This is a genomic window from Exiguobacterium sp. s78 (assembly GCF_018618985.1).
GTDB lineage: Bacteria > Bacillota > Bacilli > Exiguobacteriales > Exiguobacteriaceae > Exiguobacterium_A > Exiguobacterium_A abrahamii.
Genome location: NZ_JACSNB010000001.1, coordinates 1,897,095 through 1,917,605 on the forward strand (window position 1 = coordinate 1,897,095; position 20,511 = coordinate 1,917,605).

Sequence of the window (20,511 nt, forward strand, 5' to 3'; positions counted from 1 at the left end):
TTTCCTTACTTCAGACATGTGGAGGTACCCATGCCCTATTTTACGTTATTCATGGCTTTATTCTTTATTTCAACATCGGCAATCTTCGTCAAGTGGGCGGAGACACCGATCGAGGCTGTCGCCTTTTACCGCATGTTGTTTTCGACCTTGTTGTTGCTCCCACTCATTCGATTGAAGGAACTGTTGCAACTCAGTTCGTCGACGATCCGGCATATGCTATTAAGTGGCATTTTGCTCGCCGGGCATTTTTGGCTGTGGTTCCTCTCTCTTGATTATACGACAGTTGCGAGCTCGACGCTCTTCGTGACCGCGAGTCCGATTTTTGTCCTGGCCGGTAACGCGTTATTCTTCAAACAACACCCGTCGCGCAAGGCACTCCTGTTCGTTGCTGTCGCCCTATTTGGTGGCGGTCTCGTCGCTTACGGAGATATCGCCGTCGGCATGCGTGCCTTGATCGGGGACGGTCTTGCCTTGCTCGCAACGATTTTAGTCGCTGGTTACTGGTTGCTCGGTCAACATGTTCGCACGAGCGTCTCGACGAACCTCTATTCGTTCGGTGTCTACGCTGTCGCGTCGCTCGTCTTGCTTTTGTTATCGTTGATTCAATCGACGAATCTCGTCGCTGCGTTCCAACAAGATTGGTGGCTGTATATTCTTCTTGCCGTCTTCCCGACGTTACTCGGTCACAATTTATTCAACTGGGCGCTCGCTCGTGTCAGTGCCAGCATCGTCAGCATCACGATTCTTGGTGAAGCGGTTTGGGGGATGATCTTCGGATACTATCTGTTCGATGAGAAGCTGACATGGATTCAAATCACCGGTGCCGCTTTACTATTGATCGGAATCGGATTGTTCCTCCGACGCAACGAACGCGATATTCGCGAACAACTCGCCCAGCGTGAGAGTGCCACTAGTCAATCTTCCTAATGACAAGAGGCTGACTCAAAAGTCAGTCTCTACAAAGATAAGGGTGGCAGAATGATGATCTGCCACCCTTATCTCGTAACAAAAAGAATGACGCGTCACACGCCACTCCTACAGGAACAAGCGCATTTATGCGCTGTCAGAGACGAACAAGACCCGCTTTCCTGCTTCAACGAAGCAGAAAAACTGGCTTGTGTCTCGCCTGAGGAAAGGGCGTGAAAAGACGCGTCATTCTTTTTTTGAGTCAGCCCCTTCATTACGATCGTGGATCGTCAGGTCGAACTTTCGGTAAACGCCATGTCATCGCAAACGCGAGAATGGCACAAACGACTCCACCGATGAAGACGTAACGTAATCCATGTGATAACGCGATTTCTGCCGCATACTGCACATCCTGTCCGAACGTTTTTGCCGTACTCGATTGGAAGAATGGATCAATCGCGTACCCTGAAAGCGTGTCCGACGCTGCAAACGAACGAAGGATGGATAGGTTGAAGATCGTACCGAAGATCGCAACACCGAGCGTCTGCCCCGTCGTACTCAAGAACGAGTTGACGGCCGTCGCTGAGCCACGAAGTGACCAATCGACGGAAGTCTGCAAGACGACCATGAAGACGGGTTGTGAGAGACCAAAACCAATTCCGATCAGCGAAACGGCAAGATAGATGAAAACATCACTTGATTCGCGCGTGATCAACGATAAAATCACTGTACCGACGATCAGCAGTCCCATTCCTGTCATCGTCCGATACCGGGGTGAGGCGACACCAATCGTCCGTCCACCGATAATGGCGGTCAGCGTCCAAAAAAGCGACAGTGGCATCAACATGAAACCAGCTTCGGTCGGACTCTTGCCGAGTACCCCTTGGGCAAAAATCGGAATATACGCTGACATCGAGACCAGCACCCAGGCGGAAAAGAAGACCGCTAAGTTGATCACGAGAATGACCGGATGGCGAATGACTGCTGGTGGTAAGAGTGGATCGCTCGCCTTTTTCTCGACCCGATAGAACGTGAACAATAAAACGAAACTAATGAAAAAGCTGGCTAGAATGATTGGACGCAAGAACGTCTCCGACTCACTTCCCGATAATAAGCCGTAAAGAAACGCACTCATCCCGAGCGCAAACAATAACGCACCCCGGTAATCGATTTTCCGCTCCGTTTCACGGACCGTCTCTTTGTAGTAAACGACGATCATGAAGAACGACAATAAGGCAAACGGTACGTTTAGTAAGAAAATATACCGCCACGAAAGCGATTCGACGAGGAATCCACCGACAAGTGGTCCAGCGACACCTGAGATTCCCCAGACGGCGCTGAGCACTCCTTGGATTTTCCCCCGCTCCTCATATGTATACAAATCCCCAATGATCGTCATCGCGATCGGCAATACAGCTCCTGCCCCGATTCCTTGGACGGCGCGGAAAACGATCAACATCTCCATCGATTGAGCGAGTCCACAGGCTAACGAAGCGACGGTGAAGACGCCGATCCCGAATAACAGAACCCGTTTTCGACCATATAAATCTGCCATCTTTCCGTAAATCGGTGTTGATACCGCCATGAACAACAAGAACCCAGCAAAGATCCAACTGACTAATTTCGCCCCGTTCAATTCACTCGCCATGACAGGTGTTGCTGTTGCAACGATCGTCCCCTCGATCGCGGCTAAAAACGTCGCGAGCAACAAGGCGACGGTTACTTTTTTCCTCATTCGTTCCACTTCCCCTCTACTGTTCTATCATACTGGTTGAACCAGTGATAAGAAAAGTAAATGCTTACGAAACAGGATTCGCGGGAACGGTATGGAATGGTATACACTAGACTCAGATTCACGATTTCGAATGGAGGAATGTCCTATGTTACGAAAAACGGCACTGATTACCGGTGCATCGGGTGGAATCGGACTAGATCTCGCTGTCCTCGCGGCGCGAGATGGCTTCGATTGTGTACTCGTTGCCCGCAATGAGAAGAAATTGAAGGAGCTTCAACAGGTCCTTGAAAAACGCTATCAGATCAAAGTCTATGTATTCGCTGCTGATTTATCACTGAGCGACAGTGTTGATCGTCTCGTGCAGTACTTAGAGGAACAAGAATTGACGGTCGATCTATTGTTCAATAATGCCGGCTTCGCCACGTCGGGACGCTTTGCGGAAATCGATCCAACAGAAGACATTAACTCGATCCAGGTCAACGTCGTCGCCTTGACGGATTTGACGAAACGTCTCTTACCAGGAATGGTTGAACGTGGCTTCGGACGCATCCTGAATGTCGCGTCGGTCGCTGCCTTCATGCCAGGGCCTTACATGAGTGTCTACTACGCAACGAAAGCCTATGTCCTGTCGTTCTCGGAAGCACTTGCGACAGAAGTAGACGGCTCGGGTGTCAGTGTGACTTGTCTCTGCCCGGGACCGACCGATACGAACTTCTTCGATCGGGCGAACATCACGCTACCGTTTAAGAGTATGCCGTCACACCTCGTCGCATTCGCCGGGTACCGTGGCATGCTCAAAGGACGCCGCGTCGTCGTTCCAGGTGCGAGCAACCGCGCCATGGTTTCCTTGTCTCGTCTCTTGCCACGCCGTCTCCTGACAGAAGTGACAGGTCGAATTCAAGATCCTGCTCGCCAACAAGAATCATCGACAGAAGAAGAACTCCTGTACGCGAATTCATGAAAAAAACGGAAGGACCAGATAGCTGGTTCTTCCGTTTTTGTATTTATGCCTCGTGATGACGAAAACGCCGCGTCGCATAACGTTTGACGCGATCAAAGGTCGTCGTATAGCGATACAGATAACGAATGACGAGCGCACCCGTGATCGAGACGATGTAGCCCGTCGATAAGACGAGTAACCAGGAGACAATCGCGAGGAACCATGAACTCTCGAATCGTAAATGTTGCCAAAGTAATCCTTCTGATGAGGTAATGAGCATGGCGCTTGGGAAGATGGCGGCAGCAAGTAAGTAACAAGCAGCATAACGTCCTCTAATCGTACCTTTCATCAACAGAATACTGCCAAACACTAAGCCGACACTCGAGACGATGAGCAATATGACGACATAAGCAAGCGAAATCGACGATCCCAGCATATGCCTTCCCTCCTGTTCGGTATGTTACTATTCTGTACCCCTCTTTTCATCGAATGAATGCATAATTCGTAAAAAAATCGGAAACAATATCCAAATGAATATCGCGTTACTGAATCCGTGAAGCATATCAAACGTTCCCCCGGCTACAAGCAGTGTCAAAAAAGCTTGCCACGAGAATCCGGTCAATACCAAGAACCCGAGATTGCTCACCCATCCGTATAAGAAACCAGCTAGAAATCCATATCCAGTCAATACGATCCGGTAACGAAGAAACGGAACGAATCCTAAACTGGCAATCGTTGCATACGCCAGCGCCTGAAAGAGGACGAACGGACCGCTTCCGAGAAATAAGCTCGTTAACACAACGACAAGCATCCCAGAAATAGCTCCGACGATCGGATGGATGAATACGGCTAATAATAAGACGAGTGCCGTTGCCGGCTGGACGTTCGGCAAACTAGAGAACAACAATCGTCCGACGATTGCCGCTGCCGTGATGATGGCGATGAACCGTAATCGTTGATCCGTCATCTGAAGTCTCTCGAACATGACTAAAAACAGACAAACGATTAGAACCGTTGCGACGATCATACGAACAACCGACTTTCTTGTAAAAAATGCTTCGTCGGTCCATCGAAAGCAACTTCTCCGTGCACGAGATAAATGATCCGCTGTGCTGCCCGAATGAGAACTGGATCATGCGTCGCCATGACGATCAGATTCGTCGGATTCTGCTTCCACGATGCGACGAAAGCCATTCGTGCGCTGTCATCAAGTCCAGCCGTCGGTTCATCAAAGTAATAGCTGTCTTTACTCCAATCGATACCGTCCAAGAGATGTTTTTTTTGCGTCGTAAAACTACCGCTTCGATCGTCTAATGGCGCAAGCATCGGATGCGCTGGTACATAATGCGTCTCCCCCGACCGCCGGACTTTTCCGTATAGCGGTCGCTCGACACCGAGCGCGAGCCGTAGTAACGTCGATTTCCCACTACCATTCGCACCGACGATCGCAATGCGTTCACCTTGATGAAACGACAATTTTTCTGTCACGAGTGCATAGCGTGTCTGTAACGGATAACGGTGTTGGACGTTTTCGATCCGATTCAGGATACAACCTGTCAGTTCAGTGGCGCGACTCGTGATGGACAAGTCGGATTGTATCGTCATCGAGCAATGGATCTGACAACCAAACCGTCGTTCGATTTCTTCAAGCAATCCCATTAATCGCTTTCGCCTGACATGATCAAGAAAGAGAAACGGTTCCGACAAGAACAGGGTCTTTGGTGACGAAGACAACGCATGACCGAGACCGACAAGCTGTTGTTCTCCGGAAGAGAGCTCACTGGACTCCGCTTCAAAAAAAGCTTCTAGCCCAAGCAAGGTCGCGAGTTCTCCTGCCCGAAACAAGGAACCCGTCGCCAGAAGATCTCGGACACGTCCATGAAGCAACCGCTCGGGTGTCAAGACCGGTTGTTCATGTTCGCCCGCCTGTTGACGTAGTCGCTCTTCGCGATCGGTGTCGGTATACATGATAGGCATCCCGGATTCCCCCTTTTGTAAATAATAGCGCTATAGGCAAAATCATCGCCGGAATGATCGCCCATGGTGTCAGACAAAGAGCCAGTCCTGCCGCAAGCAATAAGCCTGTCTGAACATCACGTCGCGTGATCGGTCTTAAGCGAGACGGCACCGCTTCGATCGGTACGATATGATAGGCGGCCATCCGCTCCAGTCGAACAGCAAGCGACGTATCCGGATGACTCATCTTGACTTCGGGCCAAGTGCGTAAGAAAGACGGAATCAGCGCCAGCACCATACCCGTCAATCGTGTCAGTCGAGGTAAGAAACGAAACAACGGTCCCATCTGATCGAGTCGAACCAACGTAAAAATCCATTGACTCGACGTGATGAATAGCGTCACTTGGACCGTCGTTTCATAAATCGCAACTGTGTCGATGCTTGCACCATAAAGAAGCGGAACACACATCATGACGGCATAAAGAGCCGGGAGGACTAAATAGCGAAACACAGTCCGTTCTTGAACGAACAAAAACAAGAGCAGATGATAGACGACGATCACTGATTGATCATGTGTGAGGACGAACGGGATCGTAATCATCCCGATGAAAAAGAGAGCGACGTTCACTGGGTGAAGTCGCTCCCGTTCTGGTTTACTCAAAATAAGCCATTGCATCTTTTTCAAATCGCCATTCGAGACGATCTCCTTTTTTCAGTTCATAACTTCCGGCCCCGACTTCGCCTGGTTTGCCGTTGACCCCGAAGACCCAGCCACTACCTGCTCCAGCTGATTTCTCTCGAATCCCATCGACTGCCGTGACATATGCCATCTCACCTTTACCTGTTTTGACGACGTCGAGCGTCGTATCTTCCAGTGCATCCAGTGCTGTATCTTTTTCGTTCAAGCATACGTCTTTATTAAACAACGTCTTATCCTTGACGTGATCCACGACCGATACCTTGACTTCCGCCTCACAAGACGCTGTTTGTTGTTCCTCTTTTGCTTCCGCGCAACCGGCAAGTAACACGATACTTGCAGCAAATAGCCATTTTTTCATCGTACGACTCCTTTTCGCCTTGATGTCTCAAAGCTGTAATTGTATAACAGAATGGTTTTATTTCGTAAGGATTGACCGTCAGAACGGTAATACGTCAGACGGACCGCATTCGCTAAGACATCGTCCCCTGTATTGACGTACGGAATCAATTTCCCTTCGTCATCAATCAAGAAGACCGTTGCATCCTGTAGACTAAACGTTTCATAGAGCCCATCGAGATCCATCTCGACATAGGGTGTTTTGGAATCATGTAAAATCTCATGAATCGAAAGCTTTCGCAACGTCTCAAACGATTGATTCGCATCAATCAGTTTCTGGTAATACGACGTCAACGATTTTGTCGTCAACTCTTCACGTGGTCGATAGGAAATCGTTCCTGTCAGCTCCTGATAACTCACATCGTAACGAATGAAACGTTTCGGTGTTTCGACGAGCATCTCAAACGATGCGTTCCTGAGATTCCCGCCCCGATCGAACATCAACTGACTTTGTTCCATCCGCAGCCCCTCTTCACCGACACGTCGTTCGATTTGAGAAAGGAAATTGTCGAATGAGTCATCCGTGATCGTCACGCGACCAATCTGTTGTGTCTCTTCCCGCAACATCCCACCATCAAACGGACCGAGAAATAGTTGGAACAGGAAGAATAAGAACCCAAAGAGTGCCATATACCGTTTATAACGCGAGTTCTTTTTCGGATGCAGGACAATCAGGAAAATGATGATGCCGAGCGGTAACTGAATATCATAGACTGGAAATGACACGGCCCCGAGACACGCATAAAAAACGAACTTCATGTACAAGTATTTTTCTTTTTCCGTCCGACGTTCGAGCAAAAAACCTAATCCGCTAGCAGCCAGTAAAAAGAGTGCCCATAGAATGAGAAAGTCCATCTTCTATCCTTTGACCGGGACGACCCGGTGATCAAACATAAGATGGCTGTTCGCGAATACTTCTCGTGCCTCTTGTTCCAGTACTTCTTCTTGATCGACATAACGAGCGGATACGTGCGTCAATAGAAGCTTTTTCGCCTGTGCCGTTTCTGCAATGACAGCTGCCTGTCGAGCGGTCGAGTGACCGAAGCGTCCCGCATGTTCGACTTCTCGATCGGCAAACGTTGCTTCATGGACTAATACATCGACGTCTCGCGCAAGTTCGACCGAGGCCGCGCACGGCATCGTATCACCAAGAACTGCTAGCTTAACACCCGGTTTTGGTGACTCTAAAAAGTCGGACGACGTATAGACTGTTCCTTCGAATTCAAAGGTTTCTTCCAGTGTGATTCGGCGATAGAGCGGACCGGATGGCACTCCAAGTGCCTTCAGTGCATCAACACGCAAGGCACCTCTTTCCTCAGGACCTTCGAGTCGATACCCGAACGCTAAGAAACGATGCTCAAGCGACCGCGCCGTCACGCGAAATCCGTCCTGTTCATAGGTTTGACCGTCTTCGACTTCAACGATCCGGAGTGGATAACGTAGATATGTTCCTGTGATGCGTAATGTCGCGTCCATCCATTCTTTGATCCCGGTCGGTCCATAGATCGTTAGCGGTGTCGTTCCTTCTAGCGCTGCTCTTGTGCTAATGAAGCCTGGTAAACCAAAGATATGATCCCCATGTAAATGGGTAATGAAGATCGCGTTGACTTTTCGTGGTTTGATTGGGCTGTGTAAGATTTGATGTTGCGTCGCTTCTCCACAATCGAATAACCATGTCATTTTGGGGTGTAACAAGGCAATCGATGTGACGTTTCGTTGTTTCGACGGCATACCGGCTCCTGTCCCTAAAAAATAAAATTCCATCTTTTTCCCCTTTTCGTAAAATTAGCATTTTTTATACACAAAATACACCTTTCTTCTGTTGAAGCATGGTAAACTGTACCTATTCAGATTTGGAAGGTGGTTTTTTCCATGACTAAGATTGAACGGACCTATGCCCGCATCGTCCGGGAAGCCCGCAAACTGAACGAGAGTTATCGGCAAAAATACGGAAAGTCGATTCAAATCGATGAAATCGCTTCGACCTTATTATGTACAGAAGAACTCGTTCTAGAGTCTATGGAATATGTTGATCGTCCTCAAGTAGTTTAATCGTACAATGATAAAGAGTGTACCGCAATGTTGCGGTACACTCTTTTTTGTGTTTCATCAGCTTATTTGTTCGTGATGTAATCAACTAGCGTCACGCAAAGTTCCGCTGTTTTGACGAGTTCTTCGATTGGCATCTTCTCATTCGTCGTGTGGATATCTTCATATCCGACAGCCAAGTTGACCGTTGGGATACCAAAACCAGCAATGACGTTGGCATCTGATCCACCACCAGAATGTAGGAGGCGTGGCGTGCGTCCGAGTTGTGTGATCGCTGCTTTCGCGACTTCGACGACTTGATCTCCATCCTCGAACTTGAAGCCCGGGTACATGACTTTGACTTCAACTTCAGCACGACCACCAAGCTCTGCTGCTGCTTCTTCAAACGCCGCTTTCATCTTCTCTGTCTGTGCCTCCATCTTCGGAGCGACGAGTGACCGTGCTTCCGCGAAGATTTCTACATAATCACAAACGATGTTCGTTGATGGACCGCCACCGCTGAACCGTCCGATGTTCGCTGTCGTCTCTTCATCAATCCGACCGAGCGGCATTTTCGCGATCGCTTTCGAAGCAATCGTAATCGCCGAGACACCTTTTTCCGGTGCTACACCAGCGTGAGCTGTTTTCCCGAAAATCTTCGCATTGACTTTTGCTTGTGTTGGGGCAGCCGTGATGATGTCTCCGACTTTTCCATCTGAATCAAGTGCAAAACCATAATCGGCATCGATTTTTGATGGATCAAGCACCATCGCACCGACGAGTCCAGATTCTTCACCGACTGTGATGACGAACTGAATTTTCCCGTGAGGTTGTTTCGTTTCATTCAATACATGCACGAGTTCGATCAGAGATGCGAGACCTGTTTTATCATCTGCCCCAAGAATCGTTGTGCCGTCCGTCTTGACGTAACCGTCCTCGATGATCGGTTTAATGCCTTGACCCGGGAATACCGTATCCATATGGGAAGTGAAATAAATTTTATCGACGCCGTCTTTTGTTGCCGGAAGCGTGACGATTAAATTGTTTCCTTTATGTTCCGTCTTGGATGAAGCGTCATCCTCGAACACCTCACATCCGAGATCCTCGAACGTTTTTTTCAAATGGGCACAAATGCGTGCCTCCTCTTTTGATTCCGAATCGATCTGGACAAGTTCTAAAAACGTATCTAATACACGTTGTTCATTGACCATGACAAAACCCTCCTCCTAATATGTTTCAATCCACTAGCGCTTTTTTAGTATACCATCCCCATCGTCATTTGCACTTCTGAAAGGTTGTTTGTACAATGGCAGTAATCAGTCGATACGAGAGAGGAGTCAATGACGATATGGCAAAACCATCGAAACAACAACGCATCATCAAATGGACGACGATCGGGATTTTAGCAATCTTCCTGATCGGTACGTTCGCCTCGACGATGTTTTATTTCTTTTGATTGACGTAGCGTTGTTTTAAACGTAAATATTGCTCCGCTTCTTGTAGCATGTGCAGTAAGGCAGAGCGGACCTCGAACTCTTCCCGCGTGACGGGTAAGGCAGAGGCACGGAAACGTGTCAATAATGCCTCTAGTTCTGAAATGTACACCATTGCGTCGGCTTCAGGTCGGACATTGTCACCAATCGTCCGAAAGAAGTCGGCGACTTTTTTTCCTTCTTCGACGACGAGGACGAGTTCCTCGGCATGATGGACGATACCGCGCAGTAACTCGAATTGTTGTTCGCGCATCCGGAAGTAGGCATAATCCTCATCATCGTTCCGACGACCGATTGCGTTTCCCATCCGTTTTAAGGCGGCATCCTTTCCTTCACGTAACAGACGTTCTGTCTCGTCAAGCGTCAACGCATGATGATTGACCCGCCCTGTCTCGATCGCAGCGGCGACTTCGAAGAATAAGGCAGCAATTCGTTGATCGATCTTTTCTCGGCGGTCGTCAATCAACAAATCGAGACTTGGCATGTACATGTTGACAAGCAATCCGACACCGACACCGATTCCGAGCAATAAGGATTCATTTAACAGGATGTGCGCGTTGAGCTGACGTTCCGTATACAAATGTGTCAGAATGACGACACTCGTGATGAAACCGTCCTGAAGTCGGAGGCGTTGAACGGAGGGAAGGAATAAAATGAAATAGATCAATAACGTCACCGGACGATAGCCGATGACCTCGAATAGAATGAATCCGAGCACGATGGCAAGTAATGATGCCATGATGCGTTCGTAAGAAGATCGAAACGTCTTCTTTCGTGTCGACTGGATGCTCAAGATGGCGATGATGGCAGCGAAGACGTAATAGTCGAGCTTGAGCTGTTCTGCGATCCACATCGCGAGCGCAGCAGCGACCGCTGTCTTCAGCGTGCGATAACCGATTTGCAACAGGTTCACCCCCTTTTGTTTTTCTTTGTTAGACTACCTACGTTGGACACGAATGTCCATTGCTTTTTAAAGGACGTGATTTACTTTGACGACACGCACTATCCGCCCCGGTCGCCCCGTGCGCCGGACCGGTTCGATAAAAGGATTGCTTTTTTTCTTCCTCATCGGAGTTCTCTTGTTCTTTTGGCTCCGCGAGGAACCGAAAACCGTCTTAACCCCACCAGCGCCTTATTCAGCTGAGCGCTATGAAAAAGGCAAAATCATGGAACAAGAGTTCCAGACGTTCACCGAAGCGAAGGAGTACGCGGGACAGCGCGGCGCGGTGAAACGCGCTTCAGACGACCGCTACGTCTACCTCGGTGGACCAGGTACTGGGATCGTCGACGATCGTGGTATTCTATCGATTCATCGTGACCCTGAGTTAAAGAAACGGCTCACTTACGTCGCTTCCGGCACACGTGTCCAGTTGCTTGAGTTCGGTGAACAGACGAGTCGTGTCAGCATCGCCGGCGTGACGGGGCATGTCCCAACGGACCGCTTACGTCCGTTCCCGGCAGAACGTGTCTCGAATGCATCGTATTATCAGACGAAGGGCAATCGTCTCCTTCACTACATCGTCGCAGACAGCGGACTTGGTGGACTGATCGTTGCCGGCGAAGCGACGAAAACGACTCCTCGGACGAGCAAATATGTCGAATCGAAGACATTAACGCGTGATTTGACGAAACCGACGCGTCTCAGTGCCAAACAACTCGATGCGTTCATCAAGGAGCAAGCACCGGACAGCCCCTTGATCGGTAAAGGGAAAGTCTTTAAGTCCGTTGAAAAGAAATACCGTGTCAACGCGGCCTATCTGCTTGCACATGCGATTCACGAATCCGATTATGGACGGTCTGAGATTGCCCGCGAGAAAAATAACTTGTTCGGCGTCAATGCGACCGATTCCGCGCCGGGAGAGGATGCGACCGTCTATAAATCCTTGACGGACTCGATCGAGCAAACCGGTCGATTCATCGCAAAGGATTATCTCGATCGGGATGGACGTTATTTCCGTGGGGCGTACCTTGGAAACAAACAAAAAGGCATGAACGTCTTTTACGCGTCAGACCCCTTCTGGAGTGAAAAAATCGCTGGTATCATGGTGAAAATGAACGCTTTCTAAATCCGAGATATGATACACTATAGGGCGAGACAACAATCATTGAGGAGTGAACACGTCATGGAAAAAGTTTTAGTATTTGGTCACAAAAATCCTGATACCGATACGATCACATCGGCAATCGCTTATGCAGAATTAAAGAAAGCACTCGGTGTCAATGCCGAAGCCATCCGCCTCGGTGAAATGAATGATGAAACGTTATTCGCACTCGATACGTTCAAAGTGACAGCACCACGTTTAGTGACAGAAGTCGCGACAGAAGCGTCACACGTCATTTTAGTCGACCACAACGAACGTCAACAAAGTGCGAACGATATCGACGCTGTTACCGTAACAGAAGTCATCGACCATCACCGGATCGCAAACTTTGAGACATCGGATCCTGTTTACTACCGGGCAGAACCGGTCGGCTGTACAGCAACGATCCTTAACAAACTCTACAAAGAGCATGGTGTTGCCATCAAACCAGAAATCGCTGGGTTGATGTTATCAGCGATCATTTCTGACTCGCTCCTGTTCAAATCGCCGACTTGCACGGAGCAAGATATCATCGCAGCACGTGAACTCGCAGAAATCGCTGGTGTCGATGCGAACGTCTACGGTCTTGAGATGCTCAAAGCTGGAGCTGATCTCTCGAAAAAATCCGTTCCTGAATTGATCTCACTTGATGCAAAAGAATTCACGATGGGAACACTCAAAGTCGAAATCGCTCAAGTCAACACGGTCGATACAGCTGAAGTCTTACTTCGCCAAGAAGAACTCGAAACAGCAATCAACGAAGTCATCCTTGCAAAAGGACTTGATCTGTTCGTCTTCATCGTCACGGATATCTTGACAAACAACTCTGTTGGACTCGTCCTCGGGAAAGAAGCGAATCTCGTTGAGCGTGCTTACGGTCTTGAAGCGACGAACAACCTTGTTTACCTCGAAGGTGTCGTTTCACGTAAGAAACAAGTCGTTCCTGTCTTAACAGATACAGCTCTTGCAACACAATAAGTCAGAAAAAGAAGGAGTTCGCTCCTTCTTTTTTGAATAAAGAATATGAATGGCTGTTCATTCATTACATAAAGGAGGAAGCAATATGACACAAACGATCATGGTGACGGGTGGAACGAACGGAATGGGGAAAGCGATGGCGCTCACCTTAAAGGAAGCCGGCTGGAACGTCGTTGTTACAGGACGCGACGCGGAACGCTTGCGACTCATGGATGAAGCATTGGGTCAGATTCAAGGTGAACATCTGACGATTCAGATGGATGTCCGTGATGCTGACGCTTGTCTGGCTGCTGTCAATCAAGCACGCGAACGGTTCGGTCGTCTTGAGGCATTGATCAACAATGCTGCCGGGAACTTCATCTGTCCGACCGACGAGTTATCACCAAATGGATGGAAGACGGTCATCGATATCGTCCTCAATGGGACATTCAACTGCTGTCACGCTCTTGTCAAAGGATGGCAGGAAGATCAAGTCGTTGGCGGACAAATCGTCAACATCGTTGCGTCTTATGCGTGGCAGGCCGGCGCTGGTGTCGCTCCGAGTGCTGCTGCGAAAGCCGGTGTCCTGAACTTGACGCGGACGCTTGCCGTCGAATGGGGCTATAAATATCAAGCCCGTGTCAACGCGATCAGTCCAGGTCCGATCGAACGGACAGGTGGTGCTGACAAACTTGCTTTATCACCGGAACACGCGGAACGAATTCGTCGCAACGTCCCGCTCGGTCGATTCGGTACGCCGGAAGAGATCGCAACACTTGCAACGTGGATGGTGTCAGATCAAGCCCGCTACTTGAACGGAGAATGTATCGCTCTTGACGGTGGTCATTGGTTAAATAAACAACCATTCTAATGATTGAGATGTAATGACTTAAGAAGTCGGTCTCCACAAAGATAAGAATGATGCGTTTCACGCCACTCCGACAGGATCTTGTATCTTGCCTGAGGAAAGGGCGTGAAAAGACGCGTCATTCTTTTTTTAGTCAGCCCCTTGCATGCGTCGCGAACTTTTTTTCTTTCTTTTCGCTATGTTTATGAATTATCTAGAACAGGTAGAAAGGACAAGAAGGAGGCGATCGTATGTGGGAAGCGTTCGGTTGGGGAGCGCTAGCAGGTGGGGCCGTTGTCATCGGTGCCCTATTCGGGCTGTACTTACCCTTAAAGCAACGCCTGATTGGTTATATCATGTCGTTTGGGACTGGCATCTTGATTGGAGCAGCGACGTTCGAGTTACTCGATGAAGCATTAAAGAAGTCAACGACACTCGTCGTCGCGATCTCCTTCATCGTCGGCGCACTCGTATTTACGGGCTTTGACTTATTCATTTCGTCACGCGGTGCGAGTAAACGGAAACGCTCATCTGGCGGGAACGAAGGCACGGGAACAGCGATTTTCTTCGGGACGATTCTTGATGCCATCCCGGAATCAATCATGATCGGTGCCAGTCTGTTATCCGGAAATGTCAGCGCGGCACTCGTCGCGGCGATTTTTGTCAGCAACATCCCGGAAGGTTTATCGAGTACGACCGGTTTGCGAAAAGATGGATTCTCGAAGAACAAAGTATTGCTGATGTGGGGAGTCGTCTGGTTGATCTCCGCCCTCGCCTCACTCGCCGGCTACACGATTCTCGCAGAACTACCGGACATGCAATTCGCCATGATCGGTGGCTTCGCAAGCGGTGGAATCATCGCAATGCTCGCTTCGACGATGATGCCGGAAGCCCACGAGGAAGGTGGCGCGATCGTTGGTCTGTTCGCAGCACTTGGGTTAATTACTGCTATCATCCTTAGTTAAATACAACATAAGGCGCGTTGTCTGGAAAATGAACCGGACAACGCGCCTTATGTGTTTAAAACGATTCAAATATCACCAGTTCCTCCCGTAGCACCCTCCCATTCCTGCTTAAAACGATTGACGAACTCTTCCATATAGCGATGCCGCTCCTCTGCTAAATGAAGTGCTGTTTTCGTATTCATTAAATCTTTTAGTCGGAATAACTTCTCTTCAAAATGATTCAGGGCACTCGTCTCTCCCTTTCGGTCACCTGGCTCTCGTGGCGCTAGTCCAGGCACATGCATCGGCTCCCCGAATCGACCAGCGAACTGAAACGTTCGGGCAATTCCAATCGCACCGATGGCATCGAGGCGATCGGCATCCTGGACGATTTGCCCTTCTACCGTCCGCATCGGTGGACGTGTGCCGTCTTTAAACGAAAGACTCATGATGATGTCTAGAATCTGTTCTTGTTCTTCCTCTGTCACCTTTCCTTGCAAAAAGGATGCGACCGTCTCTGCCGTTCCTCCGAGTTTGCTATCTGCTACGTCATGAAGTAAGGCCGCCAGTTCGATGATTTTGACGTTCCCGCCTTCCTGTTTTGCAATATGTAAGGCTAAGCGGCGAACTCGTTCGATGTGAGCATAATCATGACCTGAAAAGTCCGTCGCGTGAAACGACCGGACGAACGCTTCCGTTTCTTGAATCATTGTCGTCCCCTCCATTCCGGTTCGAGTAATCCGTACAGTAACATATCATGTCGCTCTCCGTCTCGTCGTAAAAAGGCTCGGTATCTTCCTTCCTGAACGAACCCGAGTCGTTCGTACAGTTGAACCGCACGTGTATTATACTCAAAGACCGTCAATTGAATCCGGTACAGATTCAGTTCGAAGAAGGCGTATTCGAGGATTGTCTGTAGCGCATCCGTTGCATACCCTTGCCCTTCACAATCCGGATCGATGCCGATCATCAGCCATGCCGTTCCATGTGTCGGTAAAATATCTTCTAATGCGACCACCCCAATCATCCGTTCATCTTCGAAGTTACGAATCGCAAACCGAAACGTCTCCGGAGCATCCGTCGCCATCATCTGTTCAATCTTTTCCTTCGATAAGTGACGATATGGCGTCGCACTGAAATGGCGAGCAAACGTTGCATCGTCAAGCAACCGTTGCATCACTTCGGTATCTTCCGATTGAAAACGCGTCAGACGAGTATGATGACCTTCAAGCAATTTTTTCATTCTTATCCCCCCTCTATACAAAAAACCGAAAAACGCTAACCCTCTTCAGAGTTAGCGTGCTGTGCTCATAAAACTTTTTCGAGGAACTTTTTCGCCCGGTCCGTCTTCGGATTGTCAAAGAGTTCGACCGGTGAACCTTCTTCCATCAGAATCCCCTCGTCGAGGAACAAGACACGATCTGCAACCTCTTTTGCAAAGCCCATCTCGTGTGTCACGATGACCATCGTCATCCCACTTTCCGCCAGTTGCTTCATGACGTCAAGGACTTCATTGACCATCTCCGGGTCAAGCGCTGACGTCGGTTCATCAAACAACATGACGTTCGGTTCCATCGCGAGTGCACGTGCGATCGCGACCCGTTGTTTTTGTCCACCTGACAACTGGTTCGGATAATTATCGCGTTTTTCGGCTAAACCAACGCGATCTAGTAGCGTCTCTGCCCGCTTGACTGCCTCGTCTTTTGAGATACCAAGGACGTTGATCGGTGCGTACGTCAAGTTATCAAGAACAGACTTATGTGGGAACAAGTTAAATTGTTGGAACACCATTCCGATGTTCTGACGTGCTTTCGAGATGTTCGCTTTTGGTTTCGTCAGTTCAAAACCATCGACGATGATCGTTCCACTCGTTGGTTGTTCAAGTAAGTTGATACAACGTAGAAATGTTGATTTACCGGATCCCGACGGTCCAATGACAGCGACGACTTCACCGCGTGTAACTGTCGTCGAGATACCTTTTAATACTTCTAATTTTCCGAATTGCTTATGCAAATCGGTGACTTGGATCATAGGTTCCATCTGATTACCCACTCTTTCTCATAGCTTTTTCGACTTGTTGGCCTATCAAGCTCAATCCCATGACGAGAACAAAATATACGAATCCGGCAAACAACAACGGTTCGAAATAAATCGCCTTTTCTCCTCCAACGATTTGTGCTCGACGCATGACATCGAGAACACCGACCGTCGAGACGAGTGCCGATTCCTTCGTCAACGTGATCAATTCGTTCATGATCGCTGGAAGGATATTTTTAAAGGCTTGCGGCAAAATGATCGAACGGAGTTGTTTGAAATACGAAATACCAAGCGCATCTGCAGCTTCCCACTGCCCACGATCAACGGCTTGAATCCCGGCCCGAATGATTTCCGAGATGTACGCTCCGGAGTTCAAGGAGAAGGCGATGATTGCCGATTGGTATCCTGTCGTGACATACCCTGTCAACTGTGGTAATCCGAAGTGGACGATCGCCAGTTGCAAGATCAATGGGGTTCCCCGGAAAATCGCCGTATACGTATGACCAATGAAACGGATGAAACGGCTCTTCGTGATTTTCAGTGCCGCGACGACGATTCCGATCAGCATCCCGGCAATGGCCGCCACGATGACGACTTGGAAAAGGACCGGAATCCCCTCAAGAATATATGGAATTGAATCTTGAATCTTTGTAAAGTCTATCATAATCAATCTCCTAACGTCGCACAAAAGGGATGAGGTTACCCCCACCCCCATGCACTTGACTTATTTTGCTTCTTTTTGGAACCATTCTTCTGCCAATTTATCGATTTCACCACTGTCAATCATCTTCTTCAACTCTTTGTTGAAATCGTCACGCATCTTGTCACCTTTTTTGAAGGCGATCGCTGATCCAGCTGGACCATCTTCTTCAATCTGGTACGTTTTCAGGGATGCATCTTGATCCATGTATTTGACGGCAACTGCATCCTCGATGATGAGGGCATCGATCCGACCTGTATTCAATTCTTGAATGATTTCTGGGATTTTGTTTAAAGGAACCGCTTCGCTATCTTTGAAGCGATCTTTTGCGAGTCCCTCTTGGATGGATCCAAGCTGGACACCGATTTTTTTGCCTTTGAGTTCGTCTTCCGAACTGATGGCTTTATCCTTCGTCATGACCAAGTTTTTTGATTCGAAGTAGATGTCCGTGAAGTCAGCGTTTTTCTTCCGCTCTTCTGTCGGTGTCATGCCCGCCATGACGAAGTCGACACGACCTGAGCTGAGGGCACCAAGTAGGCTACCGAATTCCATGTCTTCGATTTTTAAGTCATATCCGAGATTTTTCGTGACTTCTTTGGCGATCGCAACGTCGAACCCGACGATGTCCTCTCCTTTTTTCGTATCGATGTATTCAAATGGGAAGTAATCCGCTGACGTTCCCATCGTCAATACTTTATCGCTTTTGCTTGATCCACCTGTTGATTCTTCCGACGCGCCACATGCTGCCATCGTGACTGCCAGAATGCCTGCCATTGCCGTTGCTAATAATTTTTTCATTCGAGTTTTCCCCTTCCAACGCTCAATTGTCAGAACTTTAACAATAGTATGACTTATGTGTATGTCCAATTCAATACCGAAAAGCCTGACCTGTTCTATTGCTTTTAGGATATACGAATATTTATTCACTGTAAAGCATAAATATATAAATTTTTTTGACTTTCTATTCATAAATCATGCATAAATGACTTTTTATACAATTTTGCAAACGCTTTCAATTTTAAAATTTATTATTTTAATCTCATGAATGTGCAAAAAAAGACTCCTTTATCAGGAGCCTTCTTTGCTTATGCGTAGATTTCAATCAATGATTCAAGTTTCTCGACGACCTCTTCCGCCGTGAACGATTCGATGTCGAAGCGCTCGACCATCGAGAGGATGTTTCCATCTTGCATTAATGCAAATGATGGAGATGAAGGTGGGTAACCTTCGAAGTATTCCCGCGCACGGTCTGTCGCTTCGCGATCTTGTCCAGCGAATACCGTGACGAAATGATCGGGCTTGATACCCTCTTTCCGATTAACGTACGCTGCAGCAGGACGGGCGATCCCGCCAGCACATCCACACACCGAATTGACAAGGACAAGTGTTAGCCCTTCGCGTTTCATTGCTTCATCCACGCTCTCTGGCGTCGTTAATTCTTCAAATCCAGCAGCTTGCGCTTCTTTGCGGGCTGTTTGGACGACATCTTCAAAATACATTTGGAAATCCATCGTATTGCCTCCTTTGATTCGTTCTCCTTCTTATTGTACGAGTTTCGGTGAAATCTGTCCAAGTCTGCCGCTTAATTCAGTTTCTAAAAATGGTCGGGCATGCAACAGATCGCGGAAAGCGATGTAGCGGTCGATTTTCTCTTCCGTTGGTCGCTTATTTTGTTTGTATGCTCGAATCAAGATGTTCTTCGGTGTGTGCTCAAGATCGATGAATTCGAGAAGTTGGGCTTCATATCCGACCAGTGTTAGCAACTCGGCACGAATCGAATCTGTCGCCAGTGATGCAAATTTTTCTTTGATCAGTCCGTGCTGGAGCATGACATCGAGTGGCGAACAGTCCAGTTGACGGTTCAATTCCTTTTGACAGCACGGTACGCTCAGGATGACTGATGCATTCCAGTCGACAGCTCGTGCGAGTGCGACGTCCGTTGCGACATCACAAGCGTGAAGTGTCACCATCAGGTCGACTTCCGTCTCCCCTGTGTAATCATGAACGTCCCCGACGCGGAATGTCAGATCGGTATAATCCAGATCACGCGCAATTTGCGTACATTCTTCGATGACTTCTTTCTTTAAATCAAGACCTGTCACTTCGAGGTCGAATCCTTTGACGACTTTTAGATAATGATAGAGAGCGAACGTCAAATACGACTTCCCGCATCCGAAGTCCAAAATCCGGAGTTTTTTTCCTTTTGGCAAGGCAGCAATGCTATCCTCAACGAATTCAAGAAAGCGATTGATTTGTTTAAACTTATCATACTTCTGTTTTTTGACTTGACCCGCTTCCGTCATGACGCCTAAGCGAATCAGAAACGGAACCGGCACACCGTCTTCTAATAGATAGGTTTTTTTCCGGTCATGCGACAAGAGAGCTTTCATCGGCTCCTTTTTGGATGTCTTGATCGCGACTTTCATCTTTTTCGAGAGCTGGAATTGCCATTCTTCTTCTTCAAAACGGAATAAGAATTGACGGAATTCCGTGAACCAGTCATCGAGTCGTCCGACGAAATCGTCAATTAAAATATTTTCATGCTTCATAACGCGTTCAAATTGAAACTCTACCTGCATCATCACCGTATCTCTTAATAGAATCGGTTTTACCTTGATTCGTCGGAGATCATTTGATTTTTGACGCGGATTACTTATCGTTGCATGGATCAGTGTTCCTTGCGTGATTTGCGAGGCAAGACTCGCTTTTAATTCATGTAGTTCCACTAGTCGTCCCGTCCTTTTCTGATGTTCTTTCGAAACTGTAGCAAATTCGTACCTGTTCGACAAGT

The 20,511-nt window shown here is 48.3% G+C and carries 24 protein-coding genes; 7 read left to right on the top strand and 17 right to left on the bottom strand.

The features are described 5' to 3' along the window. Positions 1–30: 30 nt before the first annotated feature. Positions 31–927 (top strand): DMT family transporter, encoded by an 897-nt coding sequence (locus tag KNQ18_RS09865; protein ID WP_023467639.1) that lies wholly within the window; start codon positions 31–33, stop codon positions 925–927. Between the two features lie 253 nt (positions 928–1,180). Here the strand turns inward: KNQ18_RS09865 and KNQ18_RS09870 are convergent, their stop codons facing one another. Further along, positions 1,181–2,641, bottom strand: coding sequence for an MDR family MFS transporter (locus tag KNQ18_RS09870; protein WP_058703479.1), 1,461 nt, complete (start codon positions 2,639–2,641; stop codon positions 1,181–1,183). 145 nt (positions 2,642–2,786) lie between these two features. On the opposite strand from KNQ18_RS09870, the gene KNQ18_RS09875 reads away from it, so the two are divergent. Continuing rightward, positions 2,787–3,602: an SDR family NAD(P)-dependent oxidoreductase gene (locus KNQ18_RS09875; protein ID WP_023467637.1), complete on the top strand. Its 816-nt coding sequence runs from the start codon at positions 2,787–2,789 to the stop codon at positions 3,600–3,602. A gap of 43 nt (positions 3,603–3,645) precedes the next feature. Here KNQ18_RS09875 and KNQ18_RS09880 read toward each other — a convergent pair whose 3' ends face one another. The 7 genes from KNQ18_RS09880 to rnz are packed head-to-tail and all read right to left on the bottom strand — an operon-like array spanning position 3,646 to position 8,397. Beyond that, the gene (locus KNQ18_RS09880; RefSeq protein ID WP_215084662.1) at positions 3,646–4,017 is read right to left on the bottom strand and encodes a hypothetical protein; all 372 of its coding nucleotides are present in this window, start codon (positions 4,015–4,017) and stop codon (positions 3,646–3,648) included. A gap of 27 nt (positions 4,018–4,044) precedes the next feature. Next, a complete protein-coding gene (locus tag KNQ18_RS09885; RefSeq protein ID WP_050678517.1) occupies positions 4,045–4,608 on the bottom strand; it encodes a hypothetical protein in 564 nt (187 codons plus the stop codon). Beyond that, positions 4,605–5,558: an ATP-binding cassette domain-containing protein gene (locus tag KNQ18_RS09890; protein ID WP_251133338.1), complete on the bottom strand. Its 954-nt coding sequence runs from the start codon at positions 5,556–5,558 to the stop codon at positions 4,605–4,607. Before KNQ18_RS09890 ends, KNQ18_RS09885 begins: the two co-directional genes overlap by 4 nt. Continuing rightward, complete coding sequence (locus KNQ18_RS09895; RefSeq protein ID WP_215084664.1) at positions 5,494–6,213, bottom strand: hypothetical protein; 720 nt, start codon at positions 6,211–6,213, stop codon at positions 5,494–5,496. Before KNQ18_RS09895 ends, KNQ18_RS09890 begins: the two co-directional genes overlap by 65 nt. Then, positions 6,191–6,595: a DUF4430 domain-containing protein gene (locus tag KNQ18_RS09900; protein WP_087679903.1), complete on the bottom strand. Its 405-nt coding sequence runs from the start codon at positions 6,593–6,595 to the stop codon at positions 6,191–6,193. The genes KNQ18_RS09895 and KNQ18_RS09900 overlap by 23 nt, the downstream gene beginning before the upstream one ends. Continuing rightward, positions 6,592–7,488, bottom strand: a complete 897-nt coding sequence (locus KNQ18_RS09905) for a hypothetical protein (RefSeq protein WP_029341141.1) — start codon at positions 7,486–7,488, stop codon at positions 6,592–6,594. The genes KNQ18_RS09900 and KNQ18_RS09905 overlap by 4 nt, the downstream gene beginning before the upstream one ends. 3 nt (positions 7,489–7,491) lie before the next feature. Continuing rightward, positions 7,492–8,397, bottom strand: coding sequence for a ribonuclease Z (rnz, locus tag KNQ18_RS09910; RefSeq protein ID WP_029341140.1), 906 nt, complete (start codon positions 8,395–8,397; stop codon positions 7,492–7,494). Between the two features lie 108 nt (positions 8,398–8,505). Between rnz and KNQ18_RS09915 the strand changes: the two genes are divergently transcribed. Then, on the top strand, positions 8,506–8,685 hold the full coding sequence (locus tag KNQ18_RS09915) for a hypothetical protein (RefSeq protein ID WP_023467629.1): 180 nt from the start codon (positions 8,506–8,508) through the stop codon (positions 8,683–8,685). Between the two features lie 62 nt (positions 8,686–8,747). On the opposite strand, the gene KNQ18_RS09920 is transcribed toward KNQ18_RS09915, so the two are convergent. Together KNQ18_RS09920 and KNQ18_RS09925 are read right to left on the bottom strand one after the other, a co-directional pair. Beyond that, a complete protein-coding gene (locus tag KNQ18_RS09920; RefSeq protein ID WP_064300262.1) occupies positions 8,748–9,872 on the bottom strand; it encodes a M20/M25/M40 family metallo-hydrolase in 1,125 nt (374 codons plus the stop codon). 232 nt (positions 9,873–10,104) lie between these two features. Further along, positions 10,105–11,058: an aromatic acid exporter family protein gene (locus KNQ18_RS09925; RefSeq protein ID WP_023467626.1), complete on the bottom strand. Its 954-nt coding sequence runs from the start codon at positions 11,056–11,058 to the stop codon at positions 10,105–10,107. 85 nt (positions 11,059–11,143) lie between these two features. On the opposite strand from KNQ18_RS09925, the gene KNQ18_RS09930 reads away from it, so the two are divergent. The 4 genes from KNQ18_RS09930 (at position 11,144) to KNQ18_RS09945 (ending at position 15,004) form a co-directional block, all read left to right on the top strand. Beyond that, positions 11,144–12,220 carry an N-acetylglucosaminidase gene (locus tag KNQ18_RS09930; RefSeq protein WP_215084666.1) on the top strand — a complete coding sequence of 359 codons (1,077 nt, stop codon included), beginning with the start codon at positions 11,144–11,146 and terminating at the stop codon, positions 12,218–12,220. Positions 12,221–12,277: 57 nt separating this feature from the next. Next, entirely contained in the window at positions 12,278–13,213 is a 936-nt protein-coding gene (locus KNQ18_RS09935; RefSeq protein ID WP_029341137.1) for a manganese-dependent inorganic pyrophosphatase, read from the top strand. Between the two features lie 85 nt (positions 13,214–13,298). After that, complete coding sequence (fadH, locus tag KNQ18_RS09940; protein WP_215084667.1) at positions 13,299–14,063, top strand: 2,4-dienoyl-CoA reductase; 765 nt, start codon at positions 13,299–13,301, stop codon at positions 14,061–14,063. Between the two features lie 227 nt (positions 14,064–14,290). Continuing rightward, positions 14,291–15,004, top strand: coding sequence for a ZIP family metal transporter (locus KNQ18_RS09945; protein WP_035398248.1), 714 nt, complete (start codon positions 14,291–14,293; stop codon positions 15,002–15,004). Between the two features lie 65 nt (positions 15,005–15,069). On the opposite strand, the gene KNQ18_RS09950 is transcribed toward KNQ18_RS09945, so the two are convergent. From KNQ18_RS09950 to KNQ18_RS09980, 7 genes are all read right to left on the bottom strand, one after another. Then, positions 15,070–15,708 (bottom strand): HD domain-containing protein, encoded by a 639-nt coding sequence (locus KNQ18_RS09950; protein WP_215084668.1) that lies wholly within the window; start codon positions 15,706–15,708, stop codon positions 15,070–15,072. Beyond that, positions 15,690–16,226 carry a GNAT family N-acetyltransferase gene (locus KNQ18_RS09955; RefSeq protein WP_035398252.1) on the bottom strand — a complete coding sequence of 179 codons (537 nt, stop codon included), beginning with the start codon at positions 16,224–16,226 and terminating at the stop codon, positions 15,690–15,692. Before KNQ18_RS09955 ends, KNQ18_RS09950 begins: the two co-directional genes overlap by 19 nt. 65 nt (positions 16,227–16,291) lie before the next feature. Further along, on the bottom strand, positions 16,292–17,014 hold the full coding sequence (locus tag KNQ18_RS09960) for an amino acid ABC transporter ATP-binding protein (protein ID WP_035398695.1): 723 nt from the start codon (positions 17,012–17,014) through the stop codon (positions 16,292–16,294). Positions 17,015–17,027: 13 nt separating this feature from the next. Next, the gene (locus KNQ18_RS09965; RefSeq protein ID WP_035398698.1) at positions 17,028–17,687 is read right to left on the bottom strand and encodes an amino acid ABC transporter permease; all 660 of its coding nucleotides are present in this window, start codon (positions 17,685–17,687) and stop codon (positions 17,028–17,030) included. 57 nt (positions 17,688–17,744) lie between these two features. After that, positions 17,745–18,518 (bottom strand): transporter substrate-binding domain-containing protein, encoded by a 774-nt coding sequence (locus KNQ18_RS09970; protein WP_029341130.1) that lies wholly within the window; start codon positions 18,516–18,518, stop codon positions 17,745–17,747. Between the two features lie 287 nt (positions 18,519–18,805). Next, positions 18,806–19,231: a BrxA/BrxB family bacilliredoxin gene (locus KNQ18_RS09975; protein ID WP_023467616.1), complete on the bottom strand. Its 426-nt coding sequence runs from the start codon at positions 19,229–19,231 to the stop codon at positions 18,806–18,808. A 30-nt stretch (positions 19,232–19,261) separates the two neighbouring features. Continuing rightward, positions 19,262–20,446, bottom strand: a complete 1,185-nt coding sequence (locus tag KNQ18_RS09980; protein ID WP_023467615.1) for a class I SAM-dependent methyltransferase — start codon at positions 20,444–20,446, stop codon at positions 19,262–19,264. Between the last annotated feature and the right edge of the window lie 65 nt (positions 20,447–20,511).

Excerpts from the sequence above, each read along its gene's own strand:
- KNQ18_RS09915 (WP_023467629.1), top strand. The coding sequence starts at position 8,506 with ATGACTAAGATTGAACGGACCTATGCCCGCATCGTCCGGGAAGCCCGC.
- KNQ18_RS09975 (WP_023467616.1), bottom strand. The coding sequence starts at position 19,231 with ATGGATTTCCAAATGTATTTTGAAGATGTCGTCCAAACAGCCCGCAAA.
- rnz (WP_029341140.1), bottom strand. The coding sequence starts at position 8,397 with ATGGAATTTTATTTTTTAGGGACAGGAGCCGGTATGCCGTCGAAACAA.
- KNQ18_RS09865 (WP_023467639.1), top strand. The coding sequence starts at position 31 with ATGCCCTATTTTACGTTATTCATGGCTTTATTCTTTATTTCAACATCG.
- KNQ18_RS09935 (WP_029341137.1), top strand. The coding sequence starts at position 12,278 with ATGGAAAAAGTTTTAGTATTTGGTCACAAAAATCCTGATACCGATACG.
- KNQ18_RS09960 (WP_035398695.1), bottom strand. The coding sequence starts at position 17,014 with ATGATCCAAGTCACCGATTTGCATAAGCAATTCGGAAAATTAGAAGTA.
- KNQ18_RS09875 (WP_023467637.1), top strand. The coding sequence starts at position 2,787 with ATGTTACGAAAAACGGCACTGATTACCGGTGCATCGGGTGGAATCGGA.
- KNQ18_RS09885 (WP_050678517.1), bottom strand. The coding sequence starts at position 4,608 with ATGATCGTCGCAACGGTTCTAATCGTTTGTCTGTTTTTAGTCATGTTC.
- KNQ18_RS09895 (WP_215084664.1), bottom strand. The coding sequence starts at position 6,213 with ATGCAATGGCTTATTTTGAGTAAACCAGAACGGGAGCGACTTCACCCA.
- KNQ18_RS09870 (WP_058703479.1), bottom strand. The coding sequence starts at position 2,641 with ATGAGGAAAAAAGTAACCGTCGCCTTGTTGCTCGCGACGTTTTTAGCC.
- KNQ18_RS09955 (WP_035398252.1), bottom strand. The coding sequence starts at position 16,226 with ATGAAAAAATTGCTTGAAGGTCATCATACTCGTCTGACGCGTTTTCAA.
- KNQ18_RS09900 (WP_087679903.1), bottom strand. The coding sequence starts at position 6,595 with ATGAAAAAATGGCTATTTGCTGCAAGTATCGTGTTACTTGCCGGTTGC.
- KNQ18_RS09920 (WP_064300262.1), bottom strand. The coding sequence starts at position 9,872 with ATGGTCAATGAACAACGTGTATTAGATACGTTTTTAGAACTTGTCCAG.
- KNQ18_RS09950 (WP_215084668.1), bottom strand. The coding sequence starts at position 15,708 with ATGGAGGGGACGACAATGATTCAAGAAACGGAAGCGTTCGTCCGGTCG.
- fadH (WP_215084667.1), top strand. The coding sequence starts at position 13,299 with ATGACACAAACGATCATGGTGACGGGTGGAACGAACGGAATGGGGAAA.
- KNQ18_RS09905 (WP_029341141.1), bottom strand. The coding sequence starts at position 7,488 with ATGGACTTTCTCATTCTATGGGCACTCTTTTTACTGGCTGCTAGCGGA.
- KNQ18_RS09970 (WP_029341130.1), bottom strand. The coding sequence starts at position 18,518 with ATGAAAAAATTATTAGCAACGGCAATGGCAGGCATTCTGGCAGTCACG.
- KNQ18_RS09945 (WP_035398248.1), top strand. The coding sequence starts at position 14,291 with ATGTGGGAAGCGTTCGGTTGGGGAGCGCTAGCAGGTGGGGCCGTTGTC.
- KNQ18_RS09880 (WP_215084662.1), bottom strand. The coding sequence starts at position 4,017 with ATGCTGGGATCGTCGATTTCGCTTGCTTATGTCGTCATATTGCTCATC.
- KNQ18_RS09890 (WP_251133338.1), bottom strand. The coding sequence starts at position 5,558 with ATGCCTATCATGTATACCGACACCGATCGCGAAGAGCGACTACGTCAA.